Here is a 21,342-nt window from a genome sequence, read left to right on the forward strand (position 1 = left end):
TAAAATTATCGGTATTTTTCGTTTATAATACCGGTAATTTTGCATATTTGACTCGAATAAGCGAGTTTTTTGGCAAAAAGCTACCTAAAAACTAATTTTTCACCATAAATTTCCTTAGTGGTACTTATGGTGAAACTTTACTTATATTTAGAAATAATGATTTAAATGTCATATTTCCATCAAAAATTATCAATACTTAAATAATCCATAAGTATCGTTAAGGTTGGGAGTAAATTGAATAACATAGAGAAAATGTACGGATAAAGGTATTAAATGGAGCTATTAGAGCAGCAAATCCTGACTTTAAGCCAAAAGCTGGATGCCCTATGCCAAGTAATTGAGCAGCTTGATGGTAAAGTCACTCAAGCTTTTTCAGAGTGTTCTTTAGCGAATACACAAGCAAAGGATAATTATCAGGGAAATGGCGTAGCTGGTGGCTATCAGTTCAAAGGACGTAATAATTTAAATCCAGAAATGGAACACAAGGATGTATTGACAGATGGTATTTATCTAGACATGCATCGCCAAAGTGGAGATAACATCACACCAGAAATTCAAATACAACGACTGACAGCACAATTAACAGCAGCATACAATCGCATTGCGGCTTTAGAAGAACAATTACTTAGAGAGAGAATTCATTAAAATTAACCTTAGTTCAACGAATTAAAAAATGGATTGAGGTAGGCAAGACAAGCCTTTAGGTTAAATATCGAATGATGGTTTTATAGGCATATACTTAGATATAAGTAATTAATCCAGCCATCAAATAGATAAAAAAGTTCAACACACTATTACATATCTTTACGTAATAGTGTGATATATCTGCCTATAGGTTTTTATCAAATAGACATCTCCGAAAACCTTCAAAGCCTTTATGTGGCTAGGCTATAGGACGTAAATGCAATCATCCTAAATTAGCTAGTACAAGAAGGCAAAAGTGAAAAGAAAGAATGCTTATTTTGTAAGCTTTCTGGCTATTTTAAATGGGTAGTAATACTGCGTAGGTTTTGCATTTTTAACTCGGAATTGGGTTTTGGTTAAAGGTTAAAGGTTAAAGGTTAAAGGTTAAAGGTTAAAGGTTAAAGGTTAAAGGTTAAAGGTTAAAGGTTTTTTGTTTCCCCTTTGCCCTTCCCCTTTTCTCCAAAACCCGACAAGTATTGAAATGGGTGGTTTATTTATGCCGTGTTGTACTAGTCTGTATCAAAAAATAAGGCTTTAAGGTATTTACTGTTGATAATTAGGCAAAAACATCTAGTACCGCAAGGCGGAAGTCAAAAGTCAAAAGAATTGTATTCCAAGCTATTGCACCATTTGAAATGGTATGTTTATTTGCGCCGTACTGTACTAGTTATATGCGTTAATTTTAACCTAATGACATAGCAGATATTTCTAATGGTAATATTAGCGCTCTAAATCGTAATCTGACTAATCTACAAAAAGTAAGTCTTTAGTTTCAGGGTAACAGAAACTTTAGTTTAGTTATAGGTGATTCTCTCTGCACATATGTAATACTTTATAAAACAGATGTAGTGTCGCGTGCGAATTCAATCGAGTAGATGTTTTCATCGCTCCATACTTTCTGTTGCTAGCCTTTTGCCTGCACATTCTGGATGTTCGTGTTTTTTTAAAGGCAATCCAAGTATCCAATACCCCATTTGCTTGTGACAAGTTATACAAAATATATTTTGAATTGGGTTTGGGTGCAATATAAATTCTTATGTGGGGATTCATTATAATCACTTCATTTCAATATCACTAGTACAAGAAGGCAAAAGTAAAAAGAAAGAATGTTTATTTTGTAAGCTTTCTGGCTATTCTAAATGGGTAGTAATACTGCGTAGGTTTTGCATTTTTAACTCGGAATTGGGTTTTGGTTAAAGGTTAAAGGTTAAAGGTTTTTTGTTTCCCCTTTGCCCTTCCCCTTTTCTCCAAAACCCGACAAGTATTGAAATGGGTGGTTTATTTACACCGTGTTGTACTAGTAGTTCGCCAAGTGAACTTGGCGGGGTAAAGGGTTTAAATCTCTTACCCTTTCCCCTTTACCCAGTCCTCACTTAGCATTTTTGGGTTGGCAGACTACTAGTGTTAATGCTTACTTATTTTTCAGGCAAAGTCAAAAATATAATTAAAAAAGTTCAAAGGGCAATAGGCAAATATGGTTTTACATTACACTAAGGCATTTGTCACCATAGCATCAGTTAATTGGAAAAACGTAGTAAATTTTTATACTAAATTGTTGGAGCAAAAGCCGATTCTTTTGACACCAAATATCTATGCTGAGTTTAATTTGGTTGGTATGCGATTAGGTATTTTTCAACCAAAGAACACAAACGAATCTGAATTTGAACTAATGTGTAACGACAATCCTTTAGGGTTTGAAAGTGACACTCTCGGACTCGCTAATGCTGCGTTAAGAACGGGAACCGCCAAAACTACGACCCCTGTACCACTTTATTTCTATACCAAAAGTAAGATAAGTTTGTGTTTAGAGGTGAGCAATTTAGAAGATGCGATCGCTCACCTAACATCTTTGGGCTATCCTCCACCAGGAGAAATTTCCATTGCTTCCCACGGCAGAGAAATTTATGCCTATGACCCTGATGGTAATCGTCTAATTTTACATCAAGCCAAAGAGAGTGATGAGTAATGAGTACTGAGTTAGGAGTACTGAGTTAGGAGTCTATTATTCTCCCCAGTCTCCAGTCCCTAATCCCCAATCCCTCTTATTGGCGATAATAAGTAATTAATAGTTAATAATCAAAAATGGCCATAACTCAAAACTATAGATTAAACCTGATTCAATGGTATCCAGGTCACATTGCAAAAGCCGAAAGGAAACTCAAAGAACATCTGAAGCGCGTAGATGTAGTATTTGAGGTACGAGATGCCCGGATTCCTTTAGCGACTCACCATCCCCAAATAGGGGAGTGGGTGGAAGGTAAAACACGGGTGTTGATACTTAACCGAGTAGATATGATTACGCCGCAAATGCGATCGCTATGGATTGATTGGTTTAAACGTCAAGGAGAAGTCCCTTATTTTACCAACGCACAACATGGTAAAGGTATAGCAGAAGTAGCACGGGCAGCACAAGCCGCTGGGGTAGAACTCAATCAAAGAAGAAGCGATCGCGGGATGTTACCCCGTCCGGTGCGGGCTGTGGTGATTGGTTTTCCTAATGTCGGTAAATCAGCTTTAATTAACCGCCTGTTGGGACGGCGAGTAGTGGAAAGTGCCGCCCGTCCTGGGGTAACTCGTCAACTACGCTGGGTGCGAATTTCCGAACATTTGGAATTGCTAGATGCTCCTGGTGTAATTCCTCTAAGATTAGAAGACCAAGACGCAGCATTAAAATTAGCTATTTGTGATGATATCGGTGAAGCATCTTACGATAACCAGCTAGTAGCAGCAGCCCTAGTGGATTTACTGAACTATTTGGACGCTGTAGCCGCAGATTTATTACCAAAAAAACCATTAGAGTCTCGTTACCAGCTCGATTCGACATCAGACACCGGAGATACCTATTTACATACCTTAGCGGAGAATCGTTACAAAGGTGATATAGAGCGAGCTGCAAGGCAACTTTTAACAGATTTTCGCAAAGGGTTGTTGGGTGAAATTAGTTTAGAATTACCACCTAATTAGATTACAAGCATTCTCAGCCCATTTTTGAGTAGTAGGTGAGTAGGAATTTAAAAGTCTGGGCACTCTGCTTTGGTGACATCTGGATGACAGTAGTACCTTAAAACTGTTTGGACGCACGCAAGGCACTTCTCTTTTCTACGAGACGCTACGCGAACGTCTGAAATTTCTTTAATTTTGAATTTTGAATTGTTAATTCCGCCGTGCTGTACTACGTATCTTTGCTCTGAGCGTGGGGTCACTGAAGATTCATTTCTTTAGTTTATCTAAAGTCGCATCTAAGTTAGCAAATTACCTTTCTAAGATAGAAGCAGCAACTATAAGTTGCCATACACGACTAACACCCAACTAACAGCTAGTGGCTGCGGAGAACATAAAAATGGCTAAAACGCCAGAATCTTTAGACTTATCTACTTACGACTCTACAGACAGAGCTTTAGATCGTGATTGTACAACCTTATCTCGTCACGTCCTCCAGCAACTTCAGAGTTTTTCGCCAGATGCACAGGATTTAAGTGCGCTGATGAATCGCATTGCCCTGGCCGGCAAACTGGTTGCTCGTCGTATGAGTCGTGCTGGTTTAATGGAAGGCGTTCTTGGATTTACTGGGGAAGTTAATGTCCAAGGCGAATCCGTCAAAAAGATGGATGTTTATGCCAATGATGTATTTATCTCAGTGTTTAAGCAAAGCGGCTTAGTCTGTCGCCTGGCTTCTGAGGAAATGGAAAATCCCTATTACATTCCCGAAAATTGCCCCATTGGACGCTATACCCTGCTCTACGATCCAATTGATGGCTCATCCAACACTGATAATAATCTCAGTTTAGGTTCCATTTTTGCCATTCGCCAACAAGAAGGAACTGATAGCGATGGTAAGGCAACTGACCTGCTGACCAATGGCCGTAAGCAGCTTGCTGCTGGATATATCCTGTATGGGCCTTGCACAATGCTGGTTTATACTATAGGTAAGGGGGTTCATTCCTTTGTTCTCGATCCCAGCTTAGGAGAGTTTATTCTCACAGAAGAAAATATCCGTATTCCTAAGCACGGTTCTGTTTACAGCGTGAACGAAGGTAACTTCTGGCAGTGGGAAGAATCGATTCGAGAATACATCCGCTACGTTCATCGTACAGAAGGTTACAGCGCTCGTTATAGCGGCGCAATGGTGAGCGACATCCATAGAATTTTGGTTCAAGGCGGTGTGTTTCTCTACCCCGGTACAATTCAAAATCCAGAAGGAAAGTTGCGCTTGCTTTATGAAACCGCTCCTTTGGCCTTTTTGATTGAGCAAGCAGGCGGTCGTGCTACCACCGGACTAATGGATATCTTGGATGTAGTGCCGAAAAAACTGCACCAGCGCACGCCTTTAATTATTGGTAGCAAAGAGGATGTAGCAAAGGTGGAGTCTTTTATTCAAAACGGACATTAGTTTGAGAAGGCAGAAGACAGGAGAAAAAAAGCTTGTAAATTAATTAAATTTTTGAACTTTTTTCAACTGGATAGTTATTTTTGCCATGCTGGACTACGAAGATAGAGACAAAAGTATCAGGATGCGTCTAGCATCTGCCATTAATTAAACGTTAATCATGGTGATTTAGGATTGGGAATGCAAAATAGCGCTTTTTGAAGATCAATTAAGGATTATCTCAGCTGGCCGATGCAATAAGTAATTGGCAACGCCACAATTCAAAAGTAACCATCAATATTTGATGGGTTTTGCCAACTTTACTTAGAAGCATCACTATACAGGAGTGAAATAAACTAGCTATGGCTACCAATCATCTACTAGAAATTAACCAATACGGTCAAAGTATCTGGCTGGATAATTTGACCCGTGACATTATTCAATCAGGCGAACTCAAAGACCTGGTTGAAAATCAAGGTATATCTGGGATTACTTCTAACCCTGCTATCTTTGAAAAAGCGATCGCTGGTAACGTTATTTATGATGCCGATATCGAAGCCGGAATTCGGTCTGGCTTACCGACATACAAAATTTACGAATCCCTAGTTTTTGCAGATATCCGTAATGCTTGTGATATTTTACGCCCTGTTTATGAAGCCTCGAATAGACTAGATGGTTATGTGAGTATTGAAGTCCCGCCAACCATTGCCCATGATACTGAAGCAACCATAGCCGAAGCCAGACGCTATTTCCAAGAAATTGGTCGGGAAAATTTGATGATTAAAATTCCCGGTACTGAACCTGGTTTGCCAGCAGTGGAACAGGTAATAGCTGATGGGATAAATGTCAATATTACGCTACTGTTTTCTGTAGAAAGCTATGTAAACACAGCTTGGGCTTATATTCAGGGCTTAGAAAAACGGCTGGCTGAGGGGAAAGACATCAGTAAAATTGCTTCAGTTGCTAGTTTCTTCCTCAGCCGGATTGATAGCAACATTGACGCCAAAATTGATGCTAAGTTAAAAAAAGGCGTTGATGATATTGCAGTGGAAGCAAAGCTAAAAGCTGTTAAAGGGAAAGTTGCGATCGCTAACGCTAAGATTGCGTACCAAGAATACAAGAAAATCATTAGAAGCGAGCGTTGGCAAGATTTGGCAGCAAAAGGGGCTAAAGTACAACGCCTACTTTGGGCTAGTACCAGCACCAAAGACCCCGACTACAGAGACGTGATGTATATCGAAGAGTTGATTGGTCGAGACACCGTTAACACCGTACCACCAGCGACCATTAAAGCTTGTGCCGATCATTGTAACGTGAGCGATCGCTTAGAAACAGATGTAGACAAAGCTTACACACTGATCGAAAACCTCAAAGATCCCGACATCAACATCGATCTCGATACCGTAATGGATGAACTCTTAGTCGAAGGTATCGACAAGTTTATCCAGCCCTTCCAGTCCTTGATGAACTCTTTAGAAGACAAGATCAAGGTATTGTCACCAGTGTAGGGAACAGAAGAGGGAAAAGGTTAAAGGGTAAAGGGTAAAGGGTAAAGGTATAGTTCTTCCCCTTTCCCCCTTCCCCTTTCCCCCTTTCCCTTTCCCCAATCCAAAATCCAAAATCCAAAATCCAAAATTCCTATGGTTAGTCTGCTAGAAAATCCCTTGCGCGTTGGTCTGCAACAACAAGGGATGCCCGAACCCCAGATTATAGTTATCTTTGGCGCTTCTGGCGATCTCACCTGGCGCAAACTAGTGCCAGCACTTTACAAATTGCGGCGAGAACGGCGTATTCCCCCAGAAACCACCATTGTCGGTGTGGCGCGTCGAGAATGGAGCCATGAGTACTTCCGTGAACAAATGCAAAAGGGCATGGAAGAAGCCCATCCTGATGTCGATTTAGGGGAACTCTGGCAAGATTTCTCTCAAGGTCTGTTCTACAGCCCTGGGGATATAGACAACGCCGAAGGCTACCAGAAACTAAAAAACTTATTGAGCGAATTAGATGAAAAGCGGGGCACGCGAGGTAATCGCATGTTCTACCTCTCAGTTGCCCCCTCATTCTTTCCCGAAGCGATTAAGCAGCTAGGAAGTGCCGGGATGCTAGAAGATCCCTACAAACATCGTCTAGTAGTTGAAAAACCCTTTGGTCGAGACTTGGCTTCTGCCCAAAGTCTTAACCAAGTGGTACAGAAATATTGTAAAGAAAACCAAGTATACCGCATTGACCACTACTTGGGTAAAGAAACAGTCCAGAATTTGCTGGTGTTTCGCTTTGCCAATGCGATTTTTGAACCCTTGTGGAATCGTCAATTTGTTGACCACGTACAAATTACCGTGGCAGAAACCGTGGGAGTGGAAGACCGGGCTGGTTACTATGAAAGCGCCGGCGCACTACGGGATATGTTGCAAAACCACCTCATGCAACTTTACTGTCTAACGGCGATGGAAGCACCCAACGCAATGGATGCCGACAGCATCCGCACAGAAAAAGTGAAGGTACTCCAAGCTACTCGTTTAGCTGATGTTCACAATCTGTCCCGGTCAGCAGTACGCGGTCAGTACAGTGCTGGCTGGATGAAGGGTCAAGCAGCGCCAGGGTATCGGACAGAACCAGGTGTTAATCCTAACTCCACTACACCGACCTACGTCGCCATGAAGTTTTTGGTAGATAACTGGCGCTGGAAAGGTGTACCTTTCTACTTGCGTACCGGGAAGCGGATGCCGAAAAAAGTCAGTGAGATTTCCATTCATTTCCGCGAAGTTCCGTCTCGGATGTTCCAATCTGCCGCCCAACAAACAAACGCCAACATTTTGACGATGCGGATTCAGCCGAATGAAGGTATTTCCCTGCGTTTCGATGTGAAAATGCCAGGCGCAGAATTCCGTACCCGTTCCGTTGATATGGACTTTAGTTATGGTTCCTTTGGCATCCAAGCTACATCCGATGCCTACGATCGCTTATTCCTTGATTGTATGATGGGCGATCAAACATTGTTCACCCGCGCGGATGAAGTAGAAGCAGCTTGGCAGGTAGTAACTCCAGCCCTTTCCGTTTGGGATGCACCCGCCGACGCCAATACTATTCCCCAGTATGAAGCCGGAACCTGGGAACCAGCAGAAGCAGAATTTTTAATTAACCAAGATGGCCGTCGCTGGCGCAGACTGTAAAAAGTTAGGAGTGATGAGTTAATAGTTAGAAGTAATAAATTATGAGTTTTTGAGTTAATAATTTCAGTTATTCTAACTCCCAACTCCTAACTCCTAACTCCTAACTCCTAACTCCTAACTCCTAACTTATTCACCAAACAAAGCTGACAACTCAAAACTACTATGGCTCCCCAAGCTTCTACAATTTTTTCACTTCAGGCGCCAAAAGATATTTCGCTTAACGAAATAGAAGCGGAACTTAATCAAATTTGGCAAAGTTACGGCATTACTGGCGAGGATGGCGGGCTTCCTGCTGCTACTCGGGCCACGACATTTACCTTAGTGGTTTATGAACCTGAAGAAACCCAGTATCTTCTGGCTACTTTGGGATTTTACAATGGCCCGCTTGACGGGATTTTAGGGCCTCAAATGGAAGCTGCTTTGCGGCAAGTGCAGACAAAATATGCACTGCCAAATACTGGAACAGCAACACCTGAAACCCTAGCTATCTTGAGAGAAGAATTCATCAAACGTCAAGGAAATGGGGCTACGGGAGATAATGGTTCTATTGAACTCCCCAGCTTAAATGCCCCAAGTCCCAGAATTGCTGATGAAATCGCCCTCCGCAACCCTTGTCGGATTATTGCCCTATTTCCCATTACTGGCGAAGATGAAGGGGTGAAGGCTCAAGTTTCGGCCTATTGTCCCATTCAAAAGCAATCGTCAAGTACACTAATCTGTTGCGAATACATCACTCTCAGTGGTACTGCTGCTGCCTTGGAACGCATCGGTGGTATGCTTCCAGCATTGTTGATTGGCGGCTTACCGAAGTTTCTTTGGTGGAAAGCAACACCAGTACCCAACAACGCTCTATTCAAGCGGCTGGCAGCAGTTTGTAATAATGTAATTGTGGATTCTTGCCGCTTTAATGAGCCAGAAAGTGATTTACTCCGCCTGCAAGAATTGGTAGATAGTGGAGTTCCTCTCGCTGACCTCAACTGGCGTCGCCTCTCAGCTTGGCAGGAATTGACAGCTGAAGCCTACGACTCACCTAACCGTCGGGCTGCCCTTCGGGAAGTTGACCGAGTAACTATTGATTACGAAAAAGGCAACCCCGCACAAGCATTGCTGTTTTTGGGTTGGCTGGCAAGTCGTCTACAATGGCAGCCAGTTTCTTATCAAAAGGAAATCGGAGATTACGACATCACTCGCATTCACTTTATTGCCCAAGACCAACGGCAAGTAGAAGCAGAATTAGCGGGTGTTCCCCTAGCTGATGTGGGCGAGATTGCTGGCGACTTGATTGCTTTGCGCCTCAGCTCGACCAATCCGAAGGCAGACTGTGGTACAGTAATTTGCTCGGAAACTGGTGGCTGTATGCGGATGGAAACCCACGGCGGTGCCCAATCTGCCGGTCTGTTTCAACAGGTGACTTCACTTTCTGAACAGAAGGCGGAAGCATTGCTGAGTCAGCAGGTACAACGTTGGGGTCGCGAGTCACTTTTTGAAGAAAGTCTGGGAATTACAGCCAATATTTTCAAGTTGGCAACCAATAGCTAGTTTCGCCTGGAAAGCATAAAAGTTACCAAAATTGCGGAAATCAAACACAACCCCAATAAAGTTCAGATAGAGTAACAAAACCCTTGTGGAGACGGCGATTTATCGCGTCTTCTCTAGACCAGTTATCTACACCAATAACCCTTGACTGAACCGTATTGACATCAACCCTTCAGATTTTTGGATATTTCAATCATCTGGAGGGTTTTTCTTATTTCATAGGAGTGATAAAAGCAATACTGTAGGACTAGCCTTTTCAAGGTGAGTAAAAATTTGGCTCAAAAAATTCCTCTTTAATCTCTTAACTCTGTGTTCTCTGCGTCTCTGTGGTTAAATAAATTACTTTTAAACCGCAGATGCACAAAGAGCGCAGAGAGAAAAACAGAGATTTTACGAGTCACCTTGAAAGGGCTAGTCCAAGTTAAGGCTAAAATCCTTTTTTTAACGAACCGCAAAGGACGCAAAGGAAGAGAAGCTTAACTGAACTGTATTGGGATATCAAGCCTATTGTTTTTGATTCTTGAATCGGTATTCTAATAGTTGTACTCTGGCTTGATATCTCGCAACATCAGTTCATCAAGTGCTTGTTCGGGTGTGATTTCGCCTTGAAGTAACCGATAAACTTGCTCGGTAATTGGGACTGCGATGTTTTGTTGCTTGGCTCGTTGCATCAAAACTCGGCAAGTGTTTACTCCTTCAGCAGTTCCTTGTAAATTTGCGAGAGTTTCTGTAAGTGACTTACCACCAGCTAACTGATAGCCGACTTGGTAATTGCGACTTAAGGGACTATTGCACGTTGCTAATAAATCTCCTAGACCCGATAAACCATAAAATGTCTCTGTCTTTGCACCCCAGTTGTTGCCGATGCGAACCATTTCGGTAAGTCCACGGGTGACTAAGGCAGCTTTGGCATTGGTTCCCAGTTGTAAACCATCGCACACACCAGCTGCGATCGCAATCACATTTTTCAGTGTTCCCCCCAGTTCTACCCCCAAGGGGTCGGGATTGGTGTATACTCGGAAACGATGAGAAGAAAATACTAACTGCACTACTTCCGCAGGCGTGGGAATGTTACTGGCTACCACCGTGGCTGCTGGTAATTTCATCTGAATTTCTTTTGATAAATTAGGCCCAGACAAAACAACCACTGCATGGTTAGGGAATATTTGTTGCCAAATTTGTGACGGTGTACAAGTGGTTTGGGGATCTAAGCCTTTCGTCGCCGTCACAAAAATTGTCTCTGGAGAAAGGGGGAAAGATTGAACTTGGGAAGCAACATCTCTCACACCAATCATTGAGATAGCGGATAGGATTATTTGGGCATTTGTTAAAACTGCTTCCAGAGTTTGGGAACCTTGACGCGACCACACGCGCACCTGATGACCATTTGCAGCAGCGAGATTTGCCAGAGATGCACCCCAAGCACCTGCACCCAGAATTGCAACGGAAAGTTTTGTGTTGGAGTACATCTGCTCACTCATAATTCCTAATTCCTAACTCCTAACTTTTGAGCGTGGGTAACGTTCCATCAATTCTCTGACTTGTTCTGCATGATAGGAGCTTCTTGTCAATGGTGAAGAAACAACTTGTAAAAATCCAATTTCTTCGCCGAATGCCTTCCAAGCAGCAAATTGTTCGGGATTGACAAATTCGTTTACTTGCAAGTGTTTTTGACTGGGTTGGAGATATTGTCCAATGGTCAAAATGTCGCAATCCACAGAGCGTAAGTCTTGCATGACTTGGCGGATTTCGGCATCAGTTTCACCGAGTCCAACCATGATGCCAGATTTAGTGTAGGCACTAGGAGAAAGTTGGCGAGTGCGCTGCAATAATTCTAATGTGCGATCGTAGTTTCCTTGGGGACGCACCCGACGATATAGGCGTGGAACAGTTTCGGTATTGTGGTTTAATACCTCTGGTGCAGCCTGTAGAATTAACTCCAGAGCATTCCAATTACCGCATAAGTCAGGAATTAGCACCTCAATTGTGGTGTTGGGTGAAACAGAGTTAACTGCATCAATACACGCCATAAACTGAGATGCACCGCCATCCAGCAAGTCATCTCGATTTACAGAAGTGATGACTACATGATTAAGGTTCATACGGCGAACAGCTTCTGCCAATCGTGTAGGTTCTGTGGGGTCTAGTGGTTTGGGTTTTTTCTCAAAATCAATATCGCAGTAGGGACAAGCGCGTGTACAAGCCGGGCCCATAATTAAAAACGTGGCAGTCCCAGCGTTGAAGCATTCACCAATATTCGGACAGGACGCTTCCTCGCAAACTGTATTGAGGGCTAAATCCCGCAAAATTTCTTTAACGTTACCGATGCGCTCAAGCTGAGGTGCTTTCACCCGCAACCAGTCTGGTTTTACAGTCACAATCCGCTTTTACCACTAGAGTTATACAAATTTAATCGTAGCAAGCAAAGTCTTTGCTGAAGCGATCGCATATAAATGTAATTCTGATATTTGGCACTAGTTGTGATATTCTTATATTTACAATGCTATTTTTGTGGCGGGATGTGGCGCAGCTTGGTAGCGCACTTCGTTCGGGACGAAGGGGCCGCTGGTTCGAATCCAGTCATCCCGATTGGTAGATGTAGAGCGACACATTATTTGTCAAAATTCTTGGAGCGACAAATTATTTGTCAACAGCTTTCGTATGGACTTAAGTATAGCTGACTTTCTTTGAGTGGAGTAGGAGGCTCAGTTATAAGCTCACCATAATTCCAATATATTTGCAAACATTCAGGATAATCCCGAACGAAGTGCGCCTTTCAACCCTCCCAAAAAGCTTGCAATTTAAATAAAAATTCAACAATACTAGTAACTTATTCGTACACCGGATGATTGTTGAAACAAGCCACTTGTGCTGTGGCTTGCAAATACTGCTTCATCTTTCAACCCACCCCTAGCCGGAATGGTGGTTGAAACGTTCGCTTTTATCCTATTTTGTAACCCAAGCAACTCTTTCAACCCACCCCTAGCCGGAATGGTGGTTGAAACCCGACTTTTGCAGCTTGGGATTTAATACTCTCAATTAATCGACCGTAACTCCAGCGATGAATGCTTATACGATATTCTTTGGCATATTTTTGTTGAGCTCGCAATAATTGCATCTGCTAATAATCTATCTATGTATTACCCTAACTCTGATTCACCAAAGGAGTTTGGCGCATTCTGTTTCTGAGCTTTGTGTCGTTCGTGAGATAGGCGTTGCTGTTGTTGTCGCTGACGATTGAGAAGATTGTAGTTTTCACCAAGTAGTTGTTTGACGCTGCGATAAGCTAGAACTTCATTTTTAACAACATCTACCACCGCTACTGTGACTGGCTTTTCTAGACCAAAACTAACGCCAACTAGGATTGAGGGTTGACCTTGATAATTAGGCTTGCTCGGACGAGGGAAAGGGTTATTGATTCGATCTAGCGTGGATTGCTGACGAGTGATAAAAGCTTGCTGTTTATCTTTGAGGTTAGCTTTCTGTTTTACCTTTGTTAAAGTTTTGGTAATTGTGGTGACTTTCTCTTCAACTACCTGTTGAGTTCCTTCAGTAGTCCACATCCGAGTATCTAAAGAGCAGTAAAGATACAGCTGATTTACTTTCCAGACTTTACCTTTTCCCTCACCTGGGAACCAAGCAAGCCTCCCTGAACGTAGAGTAAACAAACTGCTTGAATGTTGGTTTTTACTATTGCGTTTAATTTCTTGATCCTCTAAAAAGCGTTGAAAGTACTGCACATGACGCTTATCACAGTAAATCTCAAAGGTGAGTTTTCCCAAGCCATTGAACCGAACAAAGAGACGACCTTTGTCATTTTTTAATCATGTCATATCTTCGTTAGATTCGTAAGCCACAGGAAAGGAGACATCAGCAGTTTTTCTTAAAAGTGCTGCTTGCCAAGCTTTTGCCTCTTTTTCATTTTGAGCTACATTAGCTGTAGCAATTTCTAAAGTTTTTAACCACTCTTCTCCTGTCAAATCTCTACCTTTAGGTATGCGACTTTGAAGTTGGTCTTTTAATCGCTCAATTTCTATTTCCTTTTTGCGTCTATTTCTAGTAAATTCTTCTGGGTGTTCGTCGAGTTCATTGATTTTACACTTATTTTTGAGCAGATATGCGAGAGCGCAACAAGTAAGAGGGTCTTGTGTTGCTCCGTAAGTGTTTAAGAGAATTTGGAAAAGTGAAGATTTTTTGGACTTTGGAGATTTTTTAGTGTTTTTGCCTTTTTTCTGGTTGCTATTCTGCTCGGACTGGGAGGTAAATTTGGTAAGAATTTCGGTGGCTTTAGTACGAATTACATTTAAGCTACATTGACTTTCTTGTTCGAGTTCTAAATCGCTTTTGAGCATTTTCAAGTATGTTAAGGGAATAAAGTTAGCTAATAACTTGAATAGTGAATTAATCATTTTCGGAATTAGCATTAATTCAGATGTGAATATCACTTCCTTTTTATTTTTGTTTTTGCTTCCTTTTGATCGCCCACGCCCACGTTTTTATTTTTTGTTTGGTTTTTCGATTGTCGATGTACTATTTGTTTGATTATCTTTCTTTATTACCTGTTCTATCTGAATCGGAAAGGACTGCCTCTGTTCAACGCTCACTAATGATAATACAAAGAAAGATAATCCTGATATCGATTTACTGACTAGGCTTGAAAAGAACCTATCTAATCCATAAGATTGTTCGATAACTACCACCAATCCCTGCCCAACGAGACATTCAAGGGCATAGTGACTCGGCCGCTCATTGCTAACATTGCCAGAATTATCTGGTTCATTCGGCGCATTGTCGTAGCCTTGATCTGTGGTAGCAAGCATTGCAGGAGTGATAAAATGTCTAGCATCGGCTGGAGAGTGGGTTTTGAGTTGTCGTTGTGAGAGACAATAACTCTACTACGGCAACCCTATCTCTTCAAACTTTGCGATCGCACCCCTGCTAGGAAATTTATCCGAAGACAATAACTCTATTACATCATCCCTCCGAATTCATACTCTTATTTTGGCTAAGGTATTGATCATTAATTGAATTGGTATCAGTTATCATTTCGTAGGTTAATTGGACGGATGTCGCGGATTTTGAGGGTTCTTTTGCCTGCGTTATCGTCGTCATCAATTGTTACCAGGTATTTCACGAGCGTATGGTTTGCATTTCCACCAGTTACGGTGACAACAAATGCTGAGTAACTGTTAGTGTTTGTGCCACAACCACTTCGGTCATGGAAGGTTTGATTCCATTCACCAATATGGACACCCTCGCCTCGTGGCTCATCACCACTTCGTTTAATTTCATTGAGGAGAGCTACTTTCAGTTGAGATAGCTTTGATTTTTTATCAGCAAGCATAAGTTTAAGAAACCGATCGCGATTAAACTGGTCAAGGTTGCTGCCGTTGCTGCATTTATCTTCGTAGTTGGCCTCAGCTGAATTCGGGCTGGTCATCACCAGTGCTGGGATCTTGGGAGACTGAGCAGCGTGCTCAGAAGTTGTCGCTAGTGCAAGAACACATAAAGTAAAAAAACCAAAGCGCATTGAATTTTCCGAGGGTAAATTAGTGTGTCCAATCAAGATTAACTGCAACGAACACTAAAAGACAGAGTTTGCTCGGTAGGCATATGCAGCAAAGGGGTGATACCAAAAGTTACGAGTATGCATGAAAGGAAACCCCCCACTGAAATCGTTATACTAACTGTGGGAGGCTGTTTATCTATCCAGCCAGATTCCATAAGTTGTGTTTTTTATAGCTTGTTGCACTATGTCCTTCTTCAAAACCCCGCTGATTGGTTTAAAAGCTGACTCATTTCGTCATCCATTAGACCTGGAAGCTACCAGAGCGCTCAAGCAGATACCAGGCATAGATATGTTAGTGCGAAATTGGCTCGGGCCAATGGCAGAGCAGGTTTTCTATGTGGAAAATATTGCCTCCAGTGTTCTGGTGGGTGAAAAGCAACTGCCCGATTTATACAAATTGTTGTTAGATGCTTGTAAAATCCTAGACATAGATCCTCCCCAGTTATACGTCCGGCAACATCCGGCTCCCAACGCCTATACCTTTGCTATGCGGAGTAAGCAGCCCTTTGTTGTGCTACATACTTCCCTGATTGATATGCTCACACCAGAGGAAATACAGGCAGTAATTGCCCACGAACTGGGACATCTCAAGTGCGACCATAGTGTTTACTTGACTCCTGTAAATTTATTAATATTAGCTGCGGCGATTGTGCCCAACGTCGGTACTTTTGTTGCCCAAGCCATACAGGTGCAACTTTTAGAATGGGTACGTTGTGCTGAGTTTACCTGCGATCGCGCCGCATTACTAGCAACCCAAGATCCCAAAGTTGTCATGTCAGTGTTGATGAAGTTGGCAGGTGGTTCCCCCACCTTAGCGCCACAACTGAATCTCGATGCCTTTGTTGCTCAAGCCCGCGCTTACGATGATATTAGCAAGACCGAACTAGGTGAAATGGTCAAAACCGCCCGTACAGCGCAATTAACCCATCCAGTGCCAGTGCTACGGGCACGAGAAATTGACCGCTGGGCAAGCACCACAGAATATCAAACTCTTTTGCAAACTCACGGACTGAAGTCTAGTAATAATGAAGTTGCACCCAAAGGCGGATGGCGCAATTGGTAGAGTTACTAATTGCAATCACTTTTATACTTTGTAGAGGGGAAAACGAGATTTTCCTGATCCAATAGACATTTCCAGAAATTAAATATGCATTATCCAGAATCCTTGTTTTGACGTAGCAATGCTATGTCAAAACAATTCTTTTTCACCAGAAATGCAGAATATTTAGCAGTAATCTTGAGGCATTACAAATGTGATATCTGGCAACAAGCTGTTCTGGAAGTATGTGTCTACGCACTCAGATAAAATATTGGTACAGCCAAAAAATCAGCTAATGAACAGGTTTCCCTACGACCAGTTCGCAAAAGACTATCTTAAAGAATTGTTACAACCATTGGGTTAAGTTGAAACAAGTCGGAAAGTTCCGGCGGAAATCCGAGAGATTGATGTTTATTTTGTTCCTTCACTCGAATCGGCAAATTGAATTTAAAGACTACCTTAGAATTCAATCAAAATATAGATGAGGAGGACAGAGATTTAATTATGCGCTTATCACCTATTTACGAGCAAAAACTAGCAAAAGTTAAACAAGAAGGAATTCAAGCAGAACGTCGTAATGTTATAGAAAATTTATTGCGAGTTCGCTTTGGTTTTTTGGATGCAGAACTCAGAGTAATCATTGAACCTTTATTGGTATTATCTCCAGAAGAATTTACTCCTTTATTGCTGCAATTGTCCAGAGACGAATTACTAAATAGATTCCTTTAGAATAATTCAGTCAGAAATACTAGGTTTTCCATTTGACTAATAAATTTCAGATTAAAAAACATCACATTTATGAACTCACAGCGACTACCATGAACATTGTAAGCAGAAGGGCTTAATTAAATTAAAGCTCGTAGAAAGTGACTCTAGGCATTTAAAATTTTATGCAGAGCAATAAATCGCTGACTACGAACAAAAGTTCTGCTTACATTTAACAATGTCTACCTACTTTTCCACCAACGACGATCGCTTTCAACCCATCAACCTATTTGAGTACGAAAAGCTAGCAAAAGAGCGTCTGCCTCAAACGACACTTGATTACTATAGCAGTGGCGCTTGGGACGAAATCACATTGCGAGATAATCGTGCTGCCTTTGAGCGAGTCAAGCTGCGACCTCGGATATTAGTCGATGTGAGCGATCGCAATCTAACTACCTCCATTTTAGGACAATCCCTGCAACTACCTTTGTTAATTGCGCCGATGGCTTTTCAATGTCTAGCCCATCCAGACGGAGAAGTTGCCACAGCCCTAGCTGCTGCATCAGCTGGTGTAGGCATGGTGTTAAGTACAATGGCAACAAAGAGCATTGAAGAAGTGGCGACTGCATGTAATCAGTTTCCAGATTCTCTGCGATGGTTCCAGCTTTACATTCATAAAGACCGGGGGTTGACTCGTGCTTTGGTAGAAAAAGCCTATAAAGCAGGCTACAAAGCACTTTGTCTAACTGTAGATGCACCCGTTCTCGGACAGCGCGAGAGAGATAGACGTAATGAGTTTGCTTTACCCCAAGACTTACATCTGGCTAATCTTGCCACCATTTCAGGACTAGATATTTCCCATGAAAAAGGCGAATCTGGGTTATTTACCTATTTTGCCCAACAGCTAAATCCAGCAGTCACTTGGCACGATTTGGAATGGTTACAGTCCTTGTCTCCGTTACCCCTAGTCATCAAAGGAGTTTTACGGGGAGATGATGCTGTGCGGGCTGTGGAATACGGAGCCAAAGCAATTGTTGTTTCTAATCATGGCGGTAGACAACTTGATGGTGCGATCGCTTCTTTAGATGCCCTAGCTGAAATAGTAGCAGCAGTAGATGATAATGTAGAAGTGCTGTTAGATGGAGGCATTCGTAGGGGTACAGACATTCTTAAAGCTCTAGCATTAGGGGCAAAAGCAGTACTAATCGGACGACCTATTTTGTGGGGACTAGCGGTAGCAGGACAAATCGGCGTATCTCATATCATCTCATTGCTGCAAGATGAGTTAAATGTGGGAATGGCACTTAGCGGCTGTGCCAAACTACAGGATATCGACCCTAGTTTATTGACCCTGCCAAGTCTTAAGCGGGAAAATTATTAAAACTGTTATTCCAGCAAAACTTGAGAAATAATTTTTAGACTTGCTACAAAATCACTTAATTAGTGTATACTAATTAAGGTTAGATATAAGGGCGGGTGGCGGAATTGGTAGACGCACCACACTCAAAATGTGGCGGCCTTACGGTCATAGGAGTTCGATTCTCCTCCTGCCCACTACCAAGCAAGTGCTAAAGAGGTTAAAAAACTTATGCGCCTGAAAAGATGGGAATCTCCCCGGAAAGAAGGTAGGAATGATAAAGGTAGAGGCGGTTCTGCCAGAAAGCGGCAACTCAAAAAACAAAGGCAAATGCTACGGCAAAGACTTAAAGAAAGTAACAAACCAGACAATAACAAAAACGAGAGAACAGGGGGAGATAAGTTTATCTTCCCCTTATTTTTTGGGCTTTTATCTAGGAAAAAAATAAAATTTAGGAAAGGGATTTTTAACATAGAGACTAAATTAAATCTGTCATAGATTTGGAAATCTATAAGAAAAAATTATTTTACATTGTTTAAAATATACTAAATTTAAATTAAACCTCTTAAGCGCATACTTACGTATCAAAATCGTTAGAGTTGGCTGGCATTTTGCTTGGAGACGCAAGCATTCTGTGTAGTAAATATTACCAAATAAAATACATATCTGTAGAAATTTATTGCAATTATAATGCTTGTATGAACAAATCAAAAATTAATTATGAAGGAAGTATGAATTTTGTCACACTACGTCTAAAATCCCTAACTTAAAACAGTAAGCTAGGACACAGAAGGAAATAATTACAATATTACCGATTGAGTCAAAAGTATACTAAGAAGGCAATTGCATCTCCATGTGTTAATTTCCAACGATGACACAAGCCTACAAAAAGTCAGGAGTCATCCGATGCGAATTATTCAATATTCGGAATGGTCTATGTAATCTATGGATTTTGTTCTTGGACACAGGAGTTATTGATTGTGGCGAGAGTGCTTCTACCTACTAAAAAAGTGCTTGATTTTTCTATTACTGCTTTACGCTTTGACGACCAGATACAAACAATACTGAAGTGGGCGAGTAAGCGTGAGAGTAAAAGTGTATATGTAGCAAATGTACACATGCTCATTGAAGCTCATTGGAATCCAGAGTTTGCTACCATATTACGAAATGCAGATATAGTTACTCCTGATGGTATGCCTCTGGTATGGATGATGCGGAAAATGGGAGCTATTTACCAAGACCGAGTAGCAGGGATGGATATTTTCTTAGCATTGTGTCAGCTAACTCAAACACAAAATATTAGTATTTTCTTGTTAGGTTCCCAAACAGAAATTCTTTCTAAGATGCGAAAAAGATTAGAGCAGGAATTTCCGCAGGTGAAGATTGCGGCGATGGAACCTCTACCTTTTCGTCCCTTGACTGAAACTGAAGATGAAGCTTTGGTGAAAAAGATTAATTCTAGTGGTGCTAGTGCCGTCTTAGTGTCTCTGGGATGTCCTAAACAAGAAAATTGGATAGCTCAACATAAGGGCAAGATACAAGCTGTAATGATTGGACTGGGTGGAGTTTTCCCTGTTTATGCAGGAATTTACAAGCGGGCACCCCGCATAGTTAGAGACTTAGGGCTTGAATGGCTGTATCGATGTATTCAAGAACCACGCCGCCTTTTCAGTCGCTATGCTAAGACTATTCCGCTCTTTATATGGCTGGCTACTAAGCAACTACTATCATCAAGTCGGATTGCAGCAGTCTTCCTTCATGAAACTGGGGAGTGAAGCAAAATAAATTGTGTGTTGCTGGTTACGAAGAATAGACCTTAAGCCATTATCAAGTGAGGCATATTTTAGATGCAGAGGGAATTGCGATCGCAGAATTTTGTGCTTTAAGCCTAGCATCACCTTTATTTTTAATTTTTAGCTCCTATTTTATAAATAATAAGACTTCCTTCTCTGCGTTCGCGTAGCGTGTCGCAGACAGACGCTACACAAACATTTAGCAATTTTTTTTAACAACTCTTCTAGTAGTGATACCAATACTTTTCGGATAAACCCAACAATCTCTCTTTTGATCTGGGGAAAGGTTAAAGGGGAAGGGGTAAGGGTTTGAATTTACCTTTACCCCTTCCCCTTTCTCCCAAAACCCGAAAAGTATTGGTAGTGATACTTTAGAGCACAACACCAAAAAGCTCAGATACCCGACTTCCTGAAGAAGTCGGGTATCTTGTATCTTGTCGAGCATAACTAACTTTAAATTTAAAAATGTTTGGAAAGTGTAGAGACGTAATTAATAACGTCTCTACAAAAATTCTGCCAATCAAGCTAGTACTCTATTTTCTAACCCTTGCTCAGGGAATATCAAAAGAGTTTTGCTTGGTTCTCAAACAACTCATATTTTTCTGCAAAAATGGAATCCACCCCATTTATATTCCTAGAGTTTCAGCAAAAAAATTATGAATTCTTAGTCAATATTTTTCTTGACACTATCTTTCACGTCTTCAATCCCATGACGTACTTCGCTTTCAGCTTGCTTTGCTTTACCCTTTGCTTTATCTTCTGGATCTCCAGTGATATTTCCTAATGCTTCTTGGGCTTTACCTTCAACATTCTTAGCAGCAGCTTTTGCGCGATCTTCAATGCTCATTTTGTACTCCTGATTTAATGGAAAGTTCATTTCAAAGCTGTATAAATCACTTTGAAATAAATTCTTTGTGATTACTTTTACACAGTAGCTTAAAGTTTTTGCTAAAGCCTTCCACCACAAGGCATATTAAATAATTAAAAATTAAAAATTAAGAATGAAGAATGAAGAAAAGTAATTATAGTAAGCATCCTAGTTATGATCTGAATGTAAATTAAAGCCACAAAAGTTTAGTTATCTATGCTCAAAGACATAGAACAAGCAAATATACCAGGCGAT

At 41.4% G+C, this 21,342-nt stretch carries 16 protein-coding genes, 2 tRNA genes and 2 pseudogenes; 13 read left to right on the forward strand and 7 right to left on the reverse strand.

Translation table 11 applies throughout. The features are described 5' to 3' along the window. The first annotated feature begins 273 nt into the window (after positions 1-273). From FD723_RS02300 to opcA, 7 genes are all read left to right on the forward strand, one after another. The gene (locus tag FD723_RS02300) at positions 274-645 is read left to right on the forward strand and encodes a hypothetical protein (RefSeq protein ID WP_179063921.1); all 372 of its coding nucleotides are present in this window, start codon (positions 274-276) and stop codon (positions 643-645) included. A gap of 1,513 nt (positions 646-2,158) precedes the next feature. Continuing rightward, positions 2,159-2,650: a VOC family protein gene (locus FD723_RS02305; protein WP_179063922.1), complete on the forward strand. Its 492-nt coding sequence runs from the start codon at positions 2,159-2,161 to the stop codon at positions 2,648-2,650. Positions 2,651-2,766: 116 nt separating this feature from the next. Continuing rightward, the gene (ylqF, locus tag FD723_RS02310) at positions 2,767-3,648 is read left to right on the forward strand and encodes a ribosome biogenesis GTPase YlqF (protein ID WP_179063923.1); all 882 of its coding nucleotides are present in this window, start codon (positions 2,767-2,769) and stop codon (positions 3,646-3,648) included. 376 nt (positions 3,649-4,024) lie between these two features. Continuing rightward, positions 4,025-5,074 carry a class 1 fructose-bisphosphatase gene (gene fbp, locus FD723_RS02315; protein WP_179063924.1) on the forward strand — a complete coding sequence of 350 codons (1,050 nt, stop codon included), beginning with the start codon at positions 4,025-4,027 and terminating at the stop codon, positions 5,072-5,074. Positions 5,075-5,412: 338 nt separating this feature from the next. Next, positions 5,413-6,558 (forward strand): transaldolase, encoded by a 1,146-nt coding sequence (gene tal, locus FD723_RS02320; RefSeq protein WP_179063925.1) that lies wholly within the window; start codon positions 5,413-5,415, stop codon positions 6,556-6,558. A 132-nt stretch (positions 6,559-6,690) separates the two neighbouring features. After that, positions 6,691-8,220, forward strand: coding sequence for a glucose-6-phosphate dehydrogenase (zwf, locus tag FD723_RS02325; protein ID WP_179063926.1), 1,530 nt, complete (start codon positions 6,691-6,693; stop codon positions 8,218-8,220). A gap of 162 nt (positions 8,221-8,382) precedes the next feature. Further along, a complete protein-coding gene (gene opcA / locus FD723_RS02330; protein WP_179063927.1) occupies positions 8,383-9,759 on the forward strand; it encodes a glucose-6-phosphate dehydrogenase assembly protein OpcA in 1,377 nt (458 codons plus the stop codon). 530 nt (positions 9,760-10,289) lie between these two features. Here opcA and FD723_RS02335 read toward each other — a convergent pair. Further along, positions 10,290-11,225: an NAD(P)H-dependent glycerol-3-phosphate dehydrogenase gene (locus FD723_RS02335; RefSeq protein WP_179068998.1), complete on the reverse strand. Its 936-nt coding sequence runs from the start codon at positions 11,223-11,225 to the stop codon at positions 10,290-10,292. Between the two features lie 24 nt (positions 11,226-11,249). Then, positions 11,250-12,134, reverse strand: a complete 885-nt coding sequence (lipA, locus tag FD723_RS02340) for a lipoyl synthase (RefSeq protein WP_179063928.1) — start codon at positions 12,132-12,134, stop codon at positions 11,250-11,252. Between the two features lie 137 nt (positions 12,135-12,271). Here lipA and FD723_RS02345 point away from each other — a divergent pair. Next, a tRNA-Pro gene (locus FD723_RS02345) sits at positions 12,272-12,345 on the forward strand. A gap of 382 nt (positions 12,346-12,727) precedes the next feature. Here FD723_RS02345 and FD723_RS42040 read toward each other — a convergent pair. The 4 genes and pseudogenes from FD723_RS42040 to FD723_RS02360 form a co-directional block, all read right to left on the reverse strand. Further along, positions 12,728-12,874, reverse strand: coding sequence for a hypothetical protein (locus FD723_RS42040; RefSeq protein WP_218651780.1), 147 nt, complete (start codon positions 12,872-12,874; stop codon positions 12,728-12,730). A gap of 22 nt (positions 12,875-12,896) precedes the next feature. Beyond that, positions 12,897-14,060: pseudogene (gene cas12k / locus FD723_RS42350) on the reverse strand (type V CRISPR-associated protein Cas12k); the annotation flags it as partial. Then, positions 14,052-14,602: pseudogene (locus FD723_RS02355) on the reverse strand (transposase); the annotation flags it as partial. The pseudogenes cas12k and FD723_RS02355, both read right to left, overlap by 9 nt. Positions 14,603-14,791: 189 nt before the next feature. After that, positions 14,792-15,196: a hypothetical protein gene (locus tag FD723_RS02360; RefSeq protein WP_179063929.1), complete on the reverse strand. Its 405-nt coding sequence runs from the start codon at positions 15,194-15,196 to the stop codon at positions 14,792-14,794. A 313-nt stretch (positions 15,197-15,509) separates the two neighbouring features. Here FD723_RS02360 and FD723_RS02365 point away from each other — a divergent pair, with 313 nt between their 5' ends. The 5 genes from FD723_RS02365 (at position 15,510) to FD723_RS02385 (ending at position 20,201) form a co-directional block, all read left to right on the forward strand. Further along, positions 15,510-16,388 (forward strand): M48 family metallopeptidase, encoded by an 879-nt coding sequence (locus FD723_RS02365; RefSeq protein WP_179063930.1) that lies wholly within the window; start codon positions 15,510-15,512, stop codon positions 16,386-16,388. 480 nt (positions 16,389-16,868) lie between these two features. Next, positions 16,869-17,093: a hypothetical protein gene (locus FD723_RS42355; RefSeq protein WP_256875026.1), complete on the forward strand. Its 225-nt coding sequence runs from the start codon at positions 16,869-16,871 to the stop codon at positions 17,091-17,093. Between the two features lie 214 nt (positions 17,094-17,307). Beyond that, positions 17,308-18,450, forward strand: a complete 1,143-nt coding sequence (locus FD723_RS02375) for an alpha-hydroxy acid oxidase (RefSeq protein ID WP_179063931.1) — start codon at positions 17,308-17,310, stop codon at positions 18,448-18,450. Between the two features lie 89 nt (positions 18,451-18,539). Beyond that, positions 18,540-18,623, forward strand: a tRNA-Leu gene (locus tag FD723_RS02380). Between the two features lie 780 nt (positions 18,624-19,403). After that, a complete protein-coding gene (locus FD723_RS02385; protein ID WP_179068999.1) occupies positions 19,404-20,201 on the forward strand; it encodes a WecB/TagA/CpsF family glycosyltransferase in 798 nt (265 codons plus the stop codon). 682 nt (positions 20,202-20,883) lie between these two features. On the opposite strand, the gene FD723_RS02390 is transcribed toward FD723_RS02385, so the two are convergent. Beyond that, positions 20,884-21,066 carry a CsbD family protein gene (locus FD723_RS02390; protein ID WP_179063932.1) on the reverse strand — a complete coding sequence of 61 codons (183 nt, stop codon included), beginning with the start codon at positions 21,064-21,066 and terminating at the stop codon, positions 20,884-20,886. Positions 21,067-21,342: the final 276 nt, after the last annotated feature.

It is taken from the genome of Nostoc sp. C052, assembly GCF_013393905.1.
GTDB lineage: Bacteria > Cyanobacteriota > Cyanobacteriia > Cyanobacteriales > Nostocaceae > Nostoc.